Annotated in this window: 14 protein-coding genes and 1 tRNA gene; 5 read left to right on the forward strand and 10 right to left on the reverse strand. The window is 61.4% G+C overall.

Annotated features, from left to right (window positions below):
- Window positions 1–286: 286 nt before the first annotated feature.
- The 3 genes from IVA74_RS02310 (at window position 287) to IVA74_RS02320 (ending at window position 3318) form a co-directional block, all read left to right on the forward strand.
- The gene (locus IVA74_RS02310; protein WP_247339477.1) at window positions 287–1441 is read left to right on the forward strand and encodes an ROK family protein; all 1155 of its coding nucleotides are present in this window, start codon (window positions 287–289) and stop codon (window positions 1439–1441) included.
- Window positions 1442–1875: 434 nt separating this feature from the next.
- Window positions 1876–1965 (forward strand) — tRNA-Ser (locus tag IVA74_RS02315).
- A gap of 204 nt (window positions 1966–2169) precedes the next feature.
- Window positions 2170–3318, forward strand: coding sequence for a DNA cytosine methyltransferase (locus IVA74_RS02320; protein ID WP_247339479.1), 1149 nt, complete (start codon window positions 2170–2172; stop codon window positions 3316–3318).
- A 20-nt stretch (window positions 3319–3338) separates the two neighbouring features.
- Here the strand turns inward: IVA74_RS02320 and IVA74_RS02325 are convergent, their stop codons facing one another.
- The 5 genes from IVA74_RS02325 to vsr all read right to left on the reverse strand — a co-directional run bounded on the left by IVA74_RS02325 (window position 3339) and on the right by vsr (window position 8786).
- Entirely contained in the window at window positions 3339–5129 is a 1791-nt protein-coding gene (locus IVA74_RS02325; RefSeq protein WP_247339481.1) for a response regulator receiver domain, read from the reverse strand.
- The gene (locus IVA74_RS02330) at window positions 5119–6228 is read right to left on the reverse strand and encodes an ATP-binding protein (protein WP_247339483.1); all 1110 of its coding nucleotides are present in this window, start codon (window positions 6226–6228) and stop codon (window positions 5119–5121) included. Before IVA74_RS02330 ends, IVA74_RS02325 begins: the two co-directional genes overlap by 11 nt.
- A gap of 116 nt (window positions 6229–6344) precedes the next feature.
- Complete coding sequence (locus IVA74_RS02335; RefSeq protein WP_247339485.1) at window positions 6345–6920, reverse strand: hypothetical protein; 576 nt, start codon at window positions 6918–6920, stop codon at window positions 6345–6347.
- Entirely contained in the window at window positions 6890–8320 is a 1431-nt protein-coding gene (locus tag IVA74_RS02340; protein ID WP_247339488.1) for an ATP-binding protein, read from the reverse strand. The genes IVA74_RS02335 and IVA74_RS02340 overlap by 31 nt, the downstream gene beginning before the upstream one ends.
- Complete coding sequence (vsr, locus tag IVA74_RS02345; RefSeq protein WP_247339492.1) at window positions 8301–8786, reverse strand: DNA mismatch endonuclease Vsr; 486 nt, start codon at window positions 8784–8786, stop codon at window positions 8301–8303. Before vsr ends, IVA74_RS02340 begins: the two co-directional genes overlap by 20 nt.
- Window positions 8787–9287: 501 nt before the next feature.
- Between vsr and IVA74_RS02350 the strand changes: the two genes are divergently transcribed.
- Window positions 9288–10148 carry a DMT family transporter gene (locus IVA74_RS02350; protein WP_247339494.1) on the forward strand — a complete coding sequence of 287 codons (861 nt, stop codon included), beginning with the start codon at window positions 9288–9290 and terminating at the stop codon, window positions 10146–10148.
- Between the two features lie 7 nt (window positions 10149–10155).
- On the opposite strand, the gene IVA74_RS02355 is transcribed toward IVA74_RS02350, so the two are convergent.
- Together IVA74_RS02355 and IVA74_RS02360 are read right to left on the reverse strand one after the other, a co-directional pair.
- Window positions 10156–11370, reverse strand: a complete 1215-nt coding sequence (locus IVA74_RS02355; RefSeq protein ID WP_247339497.1) for an EAL domain-containing response regulator — start codon at window positions 11368–11370, stop codon at window positions 10156–10158.
- A gap of 557 nt (window positions 11371–11927) precedes the next feature.
- The gene (locus IVA74_RS02360) at window positions 11928–13091 is read right to left on the reverse strand and encodes a hypothetical protein (protein ID WP_247339498.1); all 1164 of its coding nucleotides are present in this window, start codon (window positions 13089–13091) and stop codon (window positions 11928–11930) included.
- 338 nt (window positions 13092–13429) lie between these two features.
- On the opposite strand from IVA74_RS02360, the gene IVA74_RS02365 reads away from it, so the two are divergent.
- Window positions 13430–14050, forward strand: coding sequence for a helix-turn-helix transcriptional regulator (locus IVA74_RS02365; RefSeq protein ID WP_247339499.1), 621 nt, complete (start codon window positions 13430–13432; stop codon window positions 14048–14050).
- 81 nt (window positions 14051–14131) lie between these two features.
- On the opposite strand, the gene IVA74_RS02370 is transcribed toward IVA74_RS02365, so the two are convergent.
- The 3 genes from IVA74_RS02370 to IVA74_RS02380 all read right to left on the reverse strand — a co-directional run bounded on the left by IVA74_RS02370 (window position 14132) and on the right by IVA74_RS02380 (window position 15790).
- The gene (locus IVA74_RS02370; RefSeq protein WP_247339500.1) at window positions 14132–14380 is read right to left on the reverse strand and encodes a hypothetical protein; all 249 of its coding nucleotides are present in this window, start codon (window positions 14378–14380) and stop codon (window positions 14132–14134) included.
- 176 nt (window positions 14381–14556) lie between these two features.
- Entirely contained in the window at window positions 14557–14934 is a 378-nt protein-coding gene (locus IVA74_RS02375) for an Hpt domain-containing protein (protein ID WP_247339501.1), read from the reverse strand.
- A gap of 157 nt (window positions 14935–15091) precedes the next feature.
- Entirely contained in the window at window positions 15092–15790 is a 699-nt protein-coding gene (locus IVA74_RS02380) for a Crp/Fnr family transcriptional regulator (RefSeq protein ID WP_247339502.1), read from the reverse strand.
- Between the last annotated feature and the right edge of the window lie 762 nt (window positions 15791–16552).

The following is a 16552-nucleotide window of genomic DNA, read 5'->3' on the forward strand; positions in this document are numbered from 1 at the left end:
TGTCAGTCGCGGGTTTATGCGAATATTGGTTTCTGCGAGTCTTGTGCGGGCGGGAGTTATCCCTTTGAAAACCCACGCAAAAACAAGCGGCGCGAGAAACGCCCCGCGCCGGTTGCGGGATTTATAGCCGCTCGCTCCCGGGAGTCAAGGAAAAGCAGGCGAAAACGGCCCGGATTTGAAGGGTTTGGGCCAGATCGGAGCTCCCTGCTGAATCCCGCGCGCGCTGCAACCAACCGGTTCCGCCGCCGTTGTCCTGACGAAGTTCGCAAAGGGCGAGGGGGCATCCATGGCAACGGAAGAGTTGGTCAAGACGACGGGCATCGCCACCCACGGCGCGGCACGGCTGCCGTCGGTGGACGTCGACAGTTTGAACATCGAGATGAAGGACGAGGACGGTTTCCTTGGCGACCGCGCCAGCAAGGGCGCGTTCCGCGAGATCCTCGATCGCTGGCGCAAGCCGCTGCGCAAGACCGGCGAGGACCCGTTCGGCAAGGAGCCGTCGGACGAGATCAGCAAGAAGACCCTGGATGCCATCCTGATCGGTGACGATGTCGAGGCCTCCGCGGTCGTGCACAGCGCGATCGAGGATTTCGCGCAGGAGCTCGCTTACGTCACGCGCCGCTTCCTGAAGTCCAAGGCCTGGGCCAGGACCGAGCGCATCGTGGTCGGTGGCGGTTTCCGCGATTCCCGGCTCGGCGAGCTCGCGATCGCCCGCGCCGAGATCATCCTCAAATCCGAGGACTTCAAGATCGACATGATGCCGATCCGCCATCACCCCGATGAAGCCGGCCTGATCGGCGCGCTGCATCTGGCGCCGTCATGGATCTTCGAAGCCTATGACAGCATCCTCGCCGTCGATATCGGTGGCACCAACATCCGCTGCGGCCTGGTCGAGACCGGCTGGAAAAAGGCAAAAGACCTGTCGAAGGCCAAGGTCGTGAAGTCCGAGCTGTGGCGTCATGCCGACGACGAGCCGACGCGCGAAGGCACAGTGAAGCGGCTCACCAAGATGCTGAAGGGGCTGATCACGGAGGCCGAGGCGGAAGGCTTCAAGCTGGCACCCTTCATCGGCATCGCCTGTCCCGGCGTGATCGACGAGGACGGCTCGATCGAGAAAGGCGCGCAGAACCTGCCGGGCAATTGGGAGAGCAGCAAGTTCAACCTGCCTGCGAGCCTGATCGAGGGCATTCCTGAGATCGGCGAACACGACACCGCGATCCTGATGCACAATGACGGCGTGGTTCAGGGACTCTCGGAAGTGCCGTTCATGCAGGACGTCGATCGCTGGGGCGTGCTCACCATCGGCACCGGGCTCGGCAATGCCCGCTTCACCAACCGCCGCAAGGACAGCGGCCAGGGCAAAGATAACGGAAAAGACCGGGATTCCACGGAGAACGGCAAGAACAATAACAAGAAAAAAGCCAAGGCCGACAAGGAGTAACCTTGACTGGTTAGGTTAAGGGCCGGTTTGCGTTGCGGCGCACGGGCCGCACGCTAGGGTCGAACCGTCGCCTCACCTGGCCGGCGAAGCCGCCCTTCCCGGCCAGTATTTTAATGAGCGGCACGGGACCGCCAGTGTTTACCGCGTCTGGCGGTCCCACCCCTCCTTGGGGGGCATCTTGAGCTTCCGGGAGACCGGTGATTCGCGCGGCGATGGCGCCGCTTCGGGGTTGACGCCGGGTTATTGGCGAACAGTTCACGCCCAATTCGCTCAAACTGCCACCGAAATCGCAATCGTCCCCATCGCCACCGCGACATCGTGGGGTCCGGTCGGAAAACCGGTCTGATTTTCCGCTCGCGCGCCTTGTCTGGCCCGCCATCCTCGCCTATTAACGCCCCAACCACAGGGGCCCTGCTCCTTACTTGGCGCCTTCAGGAGAGGTGGCAGAGTGGTCGAATGCACCGCACTCGAAATGCGGCATAGGTGCAAGCCTATCGGGGGTTCGAATCCCTCCCTCTCCGCCAGTTTTTAAGCCTTTCCGCTGCTTGGCAAATTTCGAGCTGCCCAAGGAGATCGACTGGTCGACATTCGAGCAGCTGGATTTCGAAGCAATGGCGTCGAACTGGAGTATCGCACAAAGGCTGTATTTCCCCTGATTTATTCGGCCGGACTCTTTTTAGTTGCAAAACGAGACGCTATAGGTTCCGCATCCGTCGATCGGATATGGAATGGGTGGAAAACAGCGGAAACGGGCCAAGGCGGCGACGAAAAAGGCCAAGTTGGGCCGCCCGAAGAGCCTTTCTTGCGTAGATCTTTTCGCAGGGGCGGGTGGATTCTCGCTTGCGGCCGACCGCGCGGGCCTGTCGGTGAAGCTCGCTGTCGAGCACAACCGGCATGCTTGCGCCACCTACCGACACAATTTCCGCCGCCGAAAGACCGAGCTGAAGGAGGGCGACATTACCTTGATGTCGCCGCGCAAGATCGCCGTAGAGCTGTTCGGGGCTGGCGATTTTTGCGATCTTCTCCTCGGCGGCCCGCCCTGTCAGGGTTTCTCCGCACATAGGCTTAATGACGCTGGCGTCGAGGATCCGCGCAACCATCTCATCCACACGTACTTCGACTTCGTGAAAGCCTTCGAGCCGTCGATGTTCCTGATGGAGAACGTGCCGGGAATGCTGTGGAGCCGGCACGCCGATTTCCTTGCGGAGTTCTACCGCAAGGCTAAATCGTCCGGTTACGACGTTCGCGAGCCGGTCACGATCGACGCCCGGGACCATGGCGTGCCGCAACGTCGCAAGCGCGTATTTATACTCGAAATCAAGAAGGGCGTCGACACCGGCGGATTGACTTGGCCTCCTGCGCGGACGCACGGCAGTCCAACTGCCCGCTCGAAGGACAAGAGCCTGAAGGCGTGGGTGTCCTGCGCGTCCGTCTTCCGTCACTTTCCCGACGAGGACGAGAACAGCGTCTTCATGAACAGCACTCAAGAGCTCGTCGAAATCTTCCGCGCCACTCCGCTGAACGGCGGCAGCCGGAAGGATTCGGGAAGGATGCTCGAATGTCACAAGGATCATGACGGCCACAAGGACGTCTACGGCAGGATCGACCCGCGCCAACCCGCGCCGACAATGACGACCGCCTGCATCAATCCTTCGAAGGGACGTTTCGTCCACCCTCGCCAGCACCACGGCATCACTGTCAGGCAGGCCGCGAGAATCCAGACGTTCCCTGACGATTTCGTCTTCAAGGGCGGTCTGATGGCGGCCGGCGTCCAGATCGGAAATGCCGTTCCGGTCAAGCTCGGCGAGACGCTCGTGCGGGCTCTCCGCCCCTTCATTCGAAAGGCTAGGCGGCAAAGGGAAGACGGAGCCGACTAAAGGCCTGCACTGCGCGCACGTCACTCCGTGTCGACCGACTCCACCTGGTCCGATCCGATGAAGTCGAGACCGACGCGGGTGAAGGTCGATCCAAGCATCTGAGCGAGATTGATCGCGTACTCGTAGCGCAATTGCGCGACCACCTTCGCCCGATGCTCCTCCGTCACGACCTTGCCGGCCTTGATGCCGAGCTTCGTGAACGAGAAGTTCTTCTCGTCGTCCAACTGTCCCTTGTTTGCCGCGTGCAGCGGGTACCAATGAGGTGACGAATTCGGATGATCCGGTTCGTTGATGCAGAGAATCGTCGACTTGCCCTTCTCGTCGAGAAAGACGTACCGGTTAGATTGGACGTCCGGCGGCTTCTCGGCATTCTTGTACGGCTTAAGTTTTACGGCCAGAAACGGCATCACGTCGGACATGTCCTTGTAATGGCCGGTCTTTCTTTGCCCGGGGACGAGATCGCAGGAGGGCGAGAGGCATACCCAATACGCTTTCGCCGCCGTGAAGATGTGGCCGGTCTGCAGGTGCCAGCCCTGGGGCTTCTTGGTGCACGCGAAGACATTGTGGTCCTCGTCGGCCTTGTTGCTCGACGCCTTGTCGTCAAGGTCGATCTTGAAATGATCCTTGACGAGCGCATTGCCGACGAGCGGCCCCGCGGAATCGGCGATGATCAGCTTTTCCGCGAAGCCTCGGACGCTGTCCTGAACAAAGTCTAGAAGCTGCTCCGAATGACGCGCGATCGCGGTTCCGATCAAGGTTTTACGATCAAGGTTGTTGCCCTTCAGCAGCTCGCTGTACCATCTGGCGAGCACGTAGTCGTTTCCGAGCGCGGCATCCTCCGCCGCGACCCCGAATTGCTCGAGTTCGGACCGAAGCTTCGTCAGGAACAGTCGCGACGGCTTCGGGCTCCATTTGATCAGAGAGCGCCAGAGCTCGTCGAGGATATCGACATCGTTCGTTTTGTTAGTGAACGCGATGAAGCCCGATTTGGACCGGATCCAGAGGTCGCTCTCGCTCCATTGCGGCAGCGCCTCCTCGGTCGCGGGCTGCATCTTCGCCGCCGAACGCGCCTCGAAGTCCTCGATCATCCACCTGAACATGAATTTGAGCGAGGCGCCTTCCCATTTTGCTTCCGTGCAGATGTCGGACGCGTCCGTGAATGGCTGTTCTCCCTTTCGGAAAGCCAGGAAAGCCGCTTTCGAATCCTTCCTGTAGGGGAAGTATTGCTCTTCGCGGAACGCCTTGCGCAGGCGATTGAGGATCGTGTCGTCATCGAGTTCCGCCTGCTGGATCAGCTTGTCGCGCTGAGCCCTCTCGTGCTCCGACACCTTCTCGGCGCAAGGCGACATGAGCCCCAGCAGCATCTCCCTGAAAGCGTCGTCCAATTTTGCAGTGGTATGGACCATCACAAGATTGAAGTGATTGTTCGCCATCACGCGCCGCGCGATCTCGATCGCCCGGGTCCCGTCGCCGCTATTGCCGTTGAGCTGATAATCCAGGACGAGAAGATCCGACTGGTGGAGGTGATACGCAAGGTCCTCCTCCGATCCGTCTCCCCCGCGGCCATCATGAATGTCCACGAGCAGGGGGCGTGCCCGCTTCCGGAAGCTCTCGACAACCTTCTTGATCTTCGTGGGACCCACAAGCCAAGACTTCACGGAGTCCGGCGCTTTCCCTTCCTGGAGTAACGCGCTCTGCCTATCGAGGATCTCGGAATAGGTCGGATAGTCGTCGTCGATAATCAAAACGGATCTTATGGGTTCGATGAAGGCGTCCCTGATGAACTCGTGATACCCCTCATTACTCGGCATACTCGGCGCCCCTGAATTCGATGACGAAGCTCGCGCCGGGCAGTTCCGGTCCTCCCGAAGGCCCGCGCGAATAGCTAATTTTGTGTCCGCCAGCCGCCAGATTGGCGCGGCAGAGGTAGAGTCCGACGCCTCGCCCGCCGCGGAGCTTGCGGGTAAAGAACAGACTAAACAGGCTTCCGACGTCGTCTTCATCGACTCCAGGACCGGTGTCCGATACGATCACCTTGGCCTTGTTGACCGAGAGCAGTATCCGGCGGGGAGGCTCCTTAATGCCAACCCAATACAGACTGTTGTTTACCAGGTTGATGAAAACTGGAAAAAGCCTTGAGGGTTGATCGTACACGCGGAATGCCTTGAATTCAGCGGTCGCCTCGAAGGACACGGACGCCCGCACGAATTTCGGCCCGAAGAACTCCCGGATGTAGTCGAATATCTGCTCGCCGGTGATCCAACTCTGCGGCCGGTGGCCGGACAGCTTGAGCGGGGATAGGAAGCGAAGCTGCTCGGTCAGGCCTTCGGCGCCGAATGCGATGTCCTTCGCCGCCGATCCCGACTTAATGTCCGGCGGTAATCGATCGAGGCCAGCTCTGATCATGTCGTCGTAGGATTCCAGTTCGTGTCCGATGATCTCGACGGCGATACCAAGTTGAGCAAGGCCGTTCAGACGATCCAACTCCTGCCGAAGGTCGTTGACCTCTTCCATGCCGAAATTCGCCAAGTGCTCAAGGTCGATGCTCTCGCTCAGGCTTTCGAGTGCGCCTATGTATGGCTCGAACAGGTTGGCATTCTCGGTGTCCATCCGCTCGCGCAGCTCGTTCATCATGTGGACGAGCATGGGCACCGTCAGTTCGTCTCGGCCGAGCGACTCCAGCAGCGGCGAAATTTGAACGTGAAAGGCCTTGTTTCGCTGATCGATCAGCGCGTGCATGCGATCGAATTCTTCCTTTTGCAGCGCGTCGATCCGCTTGCGCCAACCCGTGATCCGGCGAGAAAGCATGGTGCTGTTGCGCGCCAGTTGCCTTTCCGCGAATTCCCGCGGCTTGGCTGGCGCGAGGGTCTTGACCGCCTCCTGGATACGGTCGTCGAGTCCGGATATCATTGCTTGGGCCGACTGGATGTCGCTTCGGTACTTCTTGTATGCCGACTCCAAGCTTCCTAGGTTCGGCGGTGTCTCTCCCAACCTGAAGCCGACGCGGCGATCCTTAAGTTCGCCGATCAGCGCTTGCGCGGCTTCGACGTCTCGGAATCGAGCTCCAGTGATTGCTCGGCCCGACGAACTTGCTCGACGAATGCGGGCAGTTCCTTGTTGAACTGCTTCAATTTAGTGCCGAACTGGGACCGTTGCTTGCGTCGTAGTTTGTTGCGCTCCTCGTTCGCCTTCGCTTTTTTATTGACCTCCTGAATCTCCGGAAGCTCGTCGGTACGGATGTCCGATGCGGAACCGAAGAACTCGCGCGCCAATTTCATTAGAATATTCGACACCAAGATCTTGAGAGTTTTGGCGGCGTTGTTGTCGAGCAGGCCTTCTCGGCCCGCCTTGTCCTTCAGGTTGGGATTGCGCGCCCGGCTGATGCCGAGGCGACCGAACATCTGGCGGTGATTCCAAAATTCGCGGCCGGCGCTCTTTGAGCGGCGCATTTCGATCTCGAAGAAGTCGTTGTCCAAGCGACCGTAAGGCATGATGCGCAATCCGTCGCGAAACATCATAAAGCCCGCGTATCTGTCAGCGAGGTCCTTGAATTGCGTAAACTGCGCGACGGTCAAGGTCGTGTTCTTGGATTCGAACTCCATTGCTGCGATGTACAGATCCACCGGCCCAACGTGCTGTCCGCCCGCGTAGGCATTAGAAGATCCTTCGGTGGCACTATCTCGAAATTTTCTACGCGCCACTTGCCGAACGCCTTTACGCGCCCGCGGAAAACACCGTTTACATCGATGATTCCATCGATGATATGCTCAATTGGATCGAGCATATGCCGGTTGAACTCCTTCCCGACGCCGACGATCGTTGTCGGCGTGCCATCCTCCCAAGCCCGGACTGAATAGGAGAACTGCGGATCCTTCGCACTTATCTGGAGACCCTCGGGCGTTACATAGGGGTCCACAAAATTGGATAGTGTCTGAAAGAACTTCTCTTTGGATGCCGTAGAAGCGGCGTCCGGTACCCGCGACGGCAGTTGGGCAAGAAGATCGAAATTGATCTGCGACACCAGCAAAGCGGTGCCATGGTCGGACTCTCCGCTCCAAACCGGCCAATTTGATATGTGTCTTTCCTCGAAAGAGGAATTGATGAGCGTGCCGGCGATGGTGGTTGAGGGGGCGGGGCGCGCTTCGACTCCGTCCGCCTCGTCCTCTCGGGCCCACATCGCGTCGTAGTCGGTCCATGCTGTCTGGATGCGGAGCTTCCTATCTTCGTCTTTTCCGCCCCAGACGTTTTCCATCAGCTGATCGAACAGACCGTCCAGTTGCCGGAAGAGCTCGCTCTTCGCGGCGAATTCCACGATCGGAATTTTTACATCAGCCAAATTAAGGAACGGGTTCTCGAATAGCCGCCAATCTAGAAGTGCGGCGACGAAATTGTCATCTGTCCGCTTCGAGACGAAAAGCAGCAGCGGTCCGAGATTTGCGCAGGAGAGCCGCCCGATGCCTTTTTGACCCTGTTTGGGACGGAAGTTGAGACCGTTGCGGTCGGCGAGATCGGTCGGGCTGTCAACCGCCTTCGACTCCGTGCCGACCACCAGCCACTTGCCGACGAACTCGGCCCGGTTCATGCCGTGGCCGTCATCGACGAGCGCCGCGACCGGCTGCTCGCTGTCGTAGATGTCCAGATATACCGAACGGGCGTACGCGTCGAAGCTGTTCTTCCACAATTCCGAGATTGCGGTCGGGCAGTCGGCGATCTGCTCGCGACCGAGGTGGTCGAGCGTACGGGCTTTCGTCTCGAAAGCGATACTTTCAATCACGAGCGAAACCCGGTCCGGCCGACGGAAGAGAGTGGAGAATGAGCCATGTGCGGTTTTGGTCGGCGACGAACGTAGGAACGCGGCGAAGCGAAGAACACAGGAGCTGGCCTTTAAGGTCCGGAAATGGATGATCGAACGATCGCGATTTGAACCATAGTAGCAAGAGTCGACCTCGACAACCTGCGGCGGGTCATCAGTCGCCAGCCCTTCACGGATGATCGCCTTCATGTTTAACGGTCCGAAGCGCGGGAGACGACAGACCGCGTTTCTTGCGGCGTCGATCGGCACTCAAGGTCGGGATGCGGTCGAGCGCGGTCGCGGCCGCTGCTTCATCTGGGATATCGCACTGCCAGATAACCTCTACGTGCCACCCCAGGTCAGTCAATTTCCGATAGTTTCGGTGGTCCCTTTCAACGTTGCTCGACAGCTTCTCGCGCCAGAATGTCAAGTTAGAAGAGGGTAGCTTCGCCCTGCTGCAGCCGTCGTGGCAATGCCAAAAGCAGCCGTTCACGAAAACAACCGTCCGCCATTTCGAAAAGACTAGATCCGGCTTTCCGGGTAGATCCTTGCGGTGCAAGCGGAAGCGCAGACCAAGCCGGTGGGCGGCTTTCCGAACCGCCAGTTCGGGTCGCGTATGCTTGCCCCGGACAGCCCGCATGTTCGCGGATCTTTGAATTTTCGAGATCTTGTCCATGTCCCAAAAAGCCTAGGGATCCCTTGGTCCGATCGCAAGACCCTGAAAACTCTTGCGAGGCCACAGCCATGCGAGGTTCCAGGACTTTGCCCGCTTTGATTTCCACAAGATTGTGCTGAAGCTCCAGCCGCTGGCAGAGACCACTGCGTGCACCACGTCGCCGTCGAACTCGCCCTTCGGCATCGGCTCGATCAAGTCGCCACGAAAGCGCTTCCGGAGCTGTGATTCGAGTTCTACCTCGCCTCGCCCTGCAACCGCTGCGAACCTCGTCAATCTTCCGACGGAAATCTTTGATCTGCCGCCATAGTCTCGAACGAGGGCAGCGGCGTCGCCGTTCAACGCCTCTCCCTAGCCTCCTAACCCCTTGATCTTCCTACCCCCGTCTACTGTGCATGGGGTTGTTTTCGCATTTTTTGCTATCGTATGGCAGAAGGCCGCGAGTGTAACGTGAAAGCAACCGCCTTTCTCCCGGCCGCGTCGCCCCCACCAAGCGAGACCAACATGCACTCTTCCGCCACCGGCTGGGGCAACGGGCTGCTCGGCGTCATCATCTTCAACGGCTCGCTGCCGGCGACGCGCGTGGCGGTCGGCGATTTTTCCGCGCTGTTCCTGACGTCCGCGCGCGCGGTCATCGCGGCACTGATCGGTGTGGTCGTGCTCGGCCTGGTTCGTCAGGCGCGGCCGCAGCGGAAGGATCTCGTCTCGCTCGCCATCGTCTCCATCGGGGTTGTGGTCGGCTTCCCCCTGCTGACGGCGCTCGCGCTCCAGCACATCACGTCTGCGCATTCGATCGTCTTCATTGGCCTCTTGCCGCTGTCGACCGCGATCTTCGGCGTGTTGCGCGGCGGCGAACGGCCGCAGCCGATGTTCTGGCTGTTCGCCGTCCTCGGCAGCGCCACGGTGGCGGGCTTTGCCTTCTCCAACGACGGCTCCGCATCGCTGAGCGGCGATCTGCTGATGGTCGCGGCGATCTTGCTGTGCGGGCTCGGCTACGCCGAGGGCGGCGCGCTGTCGCGTCGCCTCGGCGGCTGGCAGGTGATCTCCTGGGCGCTGCTGCTGGCGCTGCCGCTGATGGTGCCGATCGTGATCTGGAGCTGGCCGTCGACCTGGAGCGGCGTCGGCGCGCCCGCCTGGATCGGGCTCGCCTATGTCTCGGTGTTCAGCATGTTCGTCGGTTTCATCTTCTGGTATCGCGGGCTTGCGATCGGCGGCATCGCCCGCGTCGGCCAGTTGCAGCAGCTTCAGCCGTTCTTCGGACTCGCGCTCGCAGGCTGGCTTCTGCACGAGCCCGTCGCCTGGAGCATGATCGCCGCGACCGCGCTGGTGGTCGCCTGCGTGTTCTTCGCGCGGCAGTTTGCCTGAGGGCGCCTCACGCGCCTCCCATCACCGTCCGCGTCAGCGTGCTCCTTGCGAACTTCTTCAGCGGCATCGGCTTGCCGAACAGAAAGCCCTGCACGCAGTCGAAGCCGAGCTCGTTCGCGGCGACGAGATCGGCGCGGCTCTCGACGCCTTCGGCCACGGTGCCGGCGCCGTAGCCCTGCGCGAGCTCGACGATGTGGCGGCACACCGTGCGCTTGAGGCGATCAGTGCCGCTGCCGGTGACGAAGTGCCGGTCGGCCTTCAGCTTGATGAACGGAATCTTGTCCATATCCATCAGCGACGGCCAGTTGGCGCCGAGATTGTCGATCGACAGGCCGATATTGTGCAGGCGCACTTCGCGGGCGACCTCGGCGAGGTGATCGAGGTCGCGGATCGCCTCGTCGCTGTCGATCTCGATCGTCAGTCCGCCGAACGCCGGATGCGTCGGCATGCGGCGGCAGAGATCGCGCACGGCCTGCGGCTCCGTCAGATACGACGCGGGCAAATTGATCGAGAGATCGACCGGGCTCTGCTGCTCCAGCAGATAGTGCCAGTCCTGCATGGCGCGCTCGATCACGAATTCGGAGAGGTCGCGCAGATGCGGGTCGTGCTCTTCGGGGATGAAATAGGCCGGCGGCACCACGCCCCAGGTCGGATGCCGCATCCGCACCAGCGCCTCGGCGCCGCTGCGGATCAGCGTGCGCGCGTCGATCCTGGGCTGGTACCAGAGCTCGAGCCAGCCGGCATGCAGGGCCTCGCCGACATGCACGGCCGGGCTCGGCGCCGGCTCGTTCGGCAGCAGCATCGCGACGCGATCGCGCAGCGTCTCCGCGGCAAAGGGCGTCGTCAGCGGCGGCAGCATCGCAAGGCCGTATTCCTCGCCGACCTGCTGCACGGCCCTGACGATGATCGACTCGCGGGCGCCCACAGTCAGAACCTTGCCGTCGAATGCCTCGCGCACCAGCGTCTCCAGAAACATGCCGGGCTCGATGCCGTCGGCAGCGATGCCGAGCAGGATCAGGTCGGGCAATTCGCTCGCCAGTACCGTTCGCAGTTCGTCGGCGCTGGCGCATTCGGTGGTGACGAAGCCGAGATCCTCCAGCACTTCGGAGAGAAAAGCGCGCAGATGGCGCTTGCCGTCGGCCACGCATGCGCGCGGCGTCACCTTTCGTCGTCCGAAGGTTTTTGGCCTTGGTCCGGCAAGCTCAACAGTTTCATCTTTCATCGCAAACACTCCCGTTCCGCGACCGGTGTGTTAGCGACGTGAGCAGTTTCAAATATGGAAGGCTTCAGCCGATTGTTGAATTATCTGGGTAACGTTAAAGCACCCATCATGTCTAAAATTGTCGGGACTTCGTTGGAGAAGTTTTTACGTCTGCCCGCGCGGCGCGCGCAGGTGTGCGGCAATCATCGGAGATTTTCGCGACGTGCGGTGTGGCGGTATGCACGCGCACTGTCCTGCAATTGGACGAAGCCGCGAGCGCCTTCGCCCAATTGAATAATGGCCGCCTCAATTGCCCGTGGGCTTCGCGCGATGCGCGTATGTTCCCGCTTCGCTCGTGACGGTTCTGCGACGATGCGTCCGGCTGCGCCGGCGCCATTGTGAAGCACATCACATGCGTATTGCTGCAGCTGCGCTATTGCTCTGGGCAGCCGGTGGTGGGCTGTCAGGGATCGCAGCAATGACGACGCGGCGAATAATGTATTGGTGGTTCAGATTCGTGCTGTCAGGACGATTTCTCGATCGCTTCCTGAGCCTGCCGCGCGCGCAGTAGCGCGGGATCAGGTTTGGCCGATCAATTTGCGCAAGGCGGCCGCACCGTCTTCGATCGCATCGCGTCCCTTCCAGGCCAGATAGCTCAGCTTTCCGCCGAGCGTGTCGTGGCTGCGCAGCCGGCGCGAGCCGAGAATGTGGCCGACATTGGAAGGGAAGCGGCTCACCTCGGCGGACACCAGCGCCGCGATCGCGTCCATCAATTGCTGGAGGCGAATGCCCCATTCGCAATTCTCGATGCCGTCGATGCGCACCTTGAGCGCATATTCGGTGTCGTAGATCTCGGTGAGCAGGTCGCGCGCGACCAGCACCCGGTTGTGACGAAGCGCGATACGCAAAGCCAGGCGTTTGTCGTCGAGCTGGTCGAGCACCATGTGAACGACGCAGGCATAGGGTGCGGCGGCGACATCCGCGGCGCTCTTGCTCGCGGCGGCCTTGGTGGCAAGGCGCACCAATTGCCAGAACGTCTTCAGTCGCCTCGCTACCAGCGTCAGCGCGAACGGCAGCGCCTCGGGATGGGCCTTCTTGAAGGCGTCTAATCGTGCGGTGATCTGATCAACCAGGCCGTCGTCGAATTTCGCGATTTTCTCGGGCAGCTTTTCGTTGAACTTCGGCAGCGCGGCGCCGGCGCGCAGCACATGTCTCATCTTCTTCACGTCGTCGAAGGCGGTGCGCGACGCCGTGTATTGCGCGAGCTTGCCGCGCGCGAACTCGGTGCTCTCCACTGATGCGAGCGTGCTCTCGAGGACCTTGACGACCTTGGTCTGGAAGGTCGATGCGATCTTCAGCACTTCCTTCGGGTTGTTGGCGGCGACCTGGTCGTTGATCGCCTTGATGTAGTCGCGCGCCATGGTCGGCAGCAGGTCGCGGCAGATCCACTCCCAGATCGGGGTGAGGGTGTTGCGCGAGATCCGCCCCAGATTGGCGTGCTCGGGCGCGCCGTCGATCAGGAGCAGCTCGAGCGGCGCGAAGAAATAACGCGAGGGGCTGGTGGCGCGGGCCTGGCTCGATCCGTCCTTGCGAAATTCGGCCCGCAGCTTGGAGTGGATATCGGCCGCGCCGGGCATGTCGATGCCGCACAGCTCAAGCCGCTCGATCTCGCTGAGCAGGCAGCTGCGCGACAGCGGCGTCAGCTTCTGCAGGAAGTCCGATAGCTGGTCGATCTCGTTCATGGCACGCAATCTTCCGCAACGATTCCAGCAGGCCTACCGGCCCAATGCATGGAGGCATTTGCGCGCTCTCAATTGCGACATAGAGAAGCAAGCCGCCGTTAATTTATCCGTAAAGTCCGGGAGCGGCGGTATCCGGCGGGGATGCGATGGTTAAAAGGCTCCGGCCCATCTGCCCAGCATTTGGGCAGATTTATCAACCTAAGCATGTTGGGTGATGAAACCACTCAAGCATAAAGTGTGCCTATGCCGGTGTTTCAGCACAAAACGGCCAAAATAGCCGTAGTCTTACGGGGAAAAAAGTTAACCACAGATCGGCCTGGGTTCCGCTAAAGAGTGACATGGGGTCACAGAATGATACGGCCACTGATTCGCGGCCGTCGGAATGGTACGAAAGTAAAGCTGCTCCAACTGAAGAGCTCGATGTGGTCCGCCTGAACGCCGCCCGCGCCAAGGCGGCCGACGAAATGGCCGCCGCCATCGCCCGCGAGCTCAACGGCCCCCTCACTGCGCTCCTGCTCTACATGGGCGAAATCAAGCACCACAGCGATCAGCTCGCGCCTGTGACGGGCGACCGTGCCTATTTGCAGCGGGTGGTGGAGAATGCGCTGGCGCAGACCGAGCGGGTTTGTGGCCTGGTCAAGCAGCTTGCCGGTTCTCACAAGGGCGGCCTGCCGACCGCGTCCAGGGCCGAGGACGCCGAATCGAAGGCCGCCGCGCGCGCGCCGCAGCGGGTGCCGAGCGCCGAAATCCTCGGCCTGTCAGGCCAGAAGCGGCTGACCAAGCGCGAGCGCGAGGTGCTGAGGCTGATCAGCGAGGGCTATTCGAACAAGCAGGGAGCGCTTCGGATGCAGATCAGTCCGCGCACCTTCGAGAGCCATCGCGCCGAGGCGATGCGCAAGCTCGGTGCGCGCAACACCGCGGATCTCGTCCGTGCGGCGCTACTGCATTCGATCGACTGAATGCTCTTGTGCCGTGCCGCCCGTCGGCGGCGAGGACCGGGCCCGAGCAATCTCGCGATAAAGCCCGGAGCCCGATCGCGCTCAGAAATAATCTTCAGCGAACGGACGTGCGCGCGACGAGGGCCGCAGCGGCTTGAGCTCTTCCTTTGGCCCGTTGGGAATGATGGTGATGGTCCAGCGGGGCGGTGTGCTCGATTCCTGCACCAGCACCGAACGCACGAAGCCAGTCACCGTCGCCTCGCCAGCGGTCACCGTCGCCATCCGGCCGTTGAACTGTGCGATGCGGAAGCGACGGACCTCTTTCTGGTCCGCAGTCTCGTAGGTGAACATGGAAACCCTCCTGGTTTCCGGTGACTATCGCCACTTATGATTAGCCTTCTGTGAAAATCCCAAACCGTAGAAGTACGGCGGGGATGCACGCATGAGTGGTCAGAGCGTTTTCGAGCGAAGTGGATGCCGGTTCGCGTGAAGAAAACGCGTCAATAAGAATCTAGGCCTCCAAGAATCTAGGCCCCGGGCTCCTGCGCGCGCGCGGCGGCGTAGGCGGCGTCCATCAGGTCCAGGAGATCGCGGAATTCGGGGCCACCCAGCCTCTCCGCGGTCATCTCCAGCCGCAGCGCCAGCGCCGCGAGCCTGACATAGCCGAACGTTGCGGCCGCGCTCTTCAGCGAATGCGCTTCGCGCGCGATCCTGCCGTGGTGCTGCGCGAGCGAGAGCGTGCGGAACTGTTGCAGGCGCGCGCAGGTCTCGCACCAGAACACGCCGCGCACTTCACCGGCACCGTCCTCGCCGATCTCGCGCACCAGCGCCTGGTACGCGCCCGGCTCGCGCGCGGGCTCGGCATCGAGCCCTGTCTGTGCCGCCGCGACGGTGACTTCGAACATGGTTTTACCTGCCTCGATCACGGTCCGTTTGCCGCCCGGCCCGTAACGGCTGCGCGTCAGGCCCGTGTCTACGGCATCCCGATTTCAGTTCCGGTAGCAGGATGATCGGTGTTTGCAGGCCGGAATTAGCCGCCGGTTCACCACGCGGCGGCGCCGGTCAGTGCGGGCCGAGCAACCGGTCGTACTGCGCCTTCACGGTGGCGTAGCATTCGCACGCCGTCTGGCGCAGGCCGTCGAGGTTGAGGATCTGGATGTGCCCGCGGGTGTAGTGGATGAAATTGGCCTGCTGCAAGGTATTGGCGACCAGCGACACGCTGTTGCGCCGCGCTCCGATCATCTGCGCCATGGCCTCCTGGGTCAGCAGCAGCCGAAAGTCGCCGGAGAGGTCATGGGTGTGCAACAAGCAGCGCGACAGCCGCGATTCCACCGGATGGGCGGCGTTGCAGCCCGCAGTCTGCTGGACCTGCGCGTAGACCGCCAGCCCGTGACGCGTGAGTAGCGTCCGCAGGGTGCCGCTCTGGTCGGCCGCGACGCGCAGCACGTCGAGGTCCATCACGGAGGCGGAACCGGGAACCAGCACGATCGCCGTGTTCAGCGCGCAGGCATCGCCCATGGTCGAGAGCGTTCCGAGCAGGCTGTCGCGGCCGATCATGGCGACCTGCACATGCTCGCCCCTGGCGAGTTCCACCACCAGCGAGATGACGCCGCGGTGGGGAAAGTAGGCGCGCTTGAGCGTCTCGCCGGTCTCGACCAGCACCGCGTCATGCGGCAGATCGACCATACGCAAATGCGGACGGATCAATTCATAATCGTCTGCCGACAGCGCGGACAGGAAACCGTTGGATGAACGCACCATCGTTTCCAAAGCTGCCTCCCGTCTCCTGGACCAGCGAGTCGCAGCACGCGAAACTGCTTGCTGCCCGGGTAAGTTTCATCATGTTCCCGTCGGGATATATTGGCAATTGGGACAAGATGTCCGTCCGCGGCTGCGACCGCGTGCACATCCGCGTCCAGAGGATGATCGCGCTGCTCGCCGCCATCAACGATTGTCTGCGGAGCACCGTCCCGACGGCGATCTTGCCTCGGCGGGGTGCCTCGGTTAGCGCGGCACCGGCCGCAGCGGACGCGGTAACCGTTCGTTTACCGCAAAGCGCGGATCTGGCGAATCCCGGCAAAGCACCAAGCGACGGTGGCGAGAGCGCGCCGGATTGCAGGCGGCTCGGTTCAATTCCCCGAAGGCCGTGCATATCGTGCTTCACGAGCAGGGCTTTCCTGCGCGCCCGGCCTTGCTGTTATCGGCACGTTTACCCAATGCGTCCGGCCGTCGCGGCGTGGTGCCGGTCTGGCCGAAAAGCGCTGTCGCATGCGGTCGAACGACAAACTTCTCTTCAATATCCGTATTAGCACGGAGGATGAAATTAACGGGACCGTGAAAGGGGATGTCTAACGATCCAAGGTAGGGCTTCCGTCCATGCCAAGCGCGGCTCGGGCGTCGAGATCCAGGTCAGTAAGGCGTAGCTCATGGATGATCTGTTGCGGGAGTTTTTGACGGAAACCGGCGAGAGCCTGGACACGGTGGACAATCAGCTTGTGAAGTTCGAGCAGGAGCCGAACAACG

The sequence above is a fragment of the Bradyrhizobium sp. 132 genome (assembly GCF_023074185.1).
GTDB lineage: Bacteria > Pseudomonadota > Alphaproteobacteria > Rhizobiales > Xanthobacteraceae > Bradyrhizobium.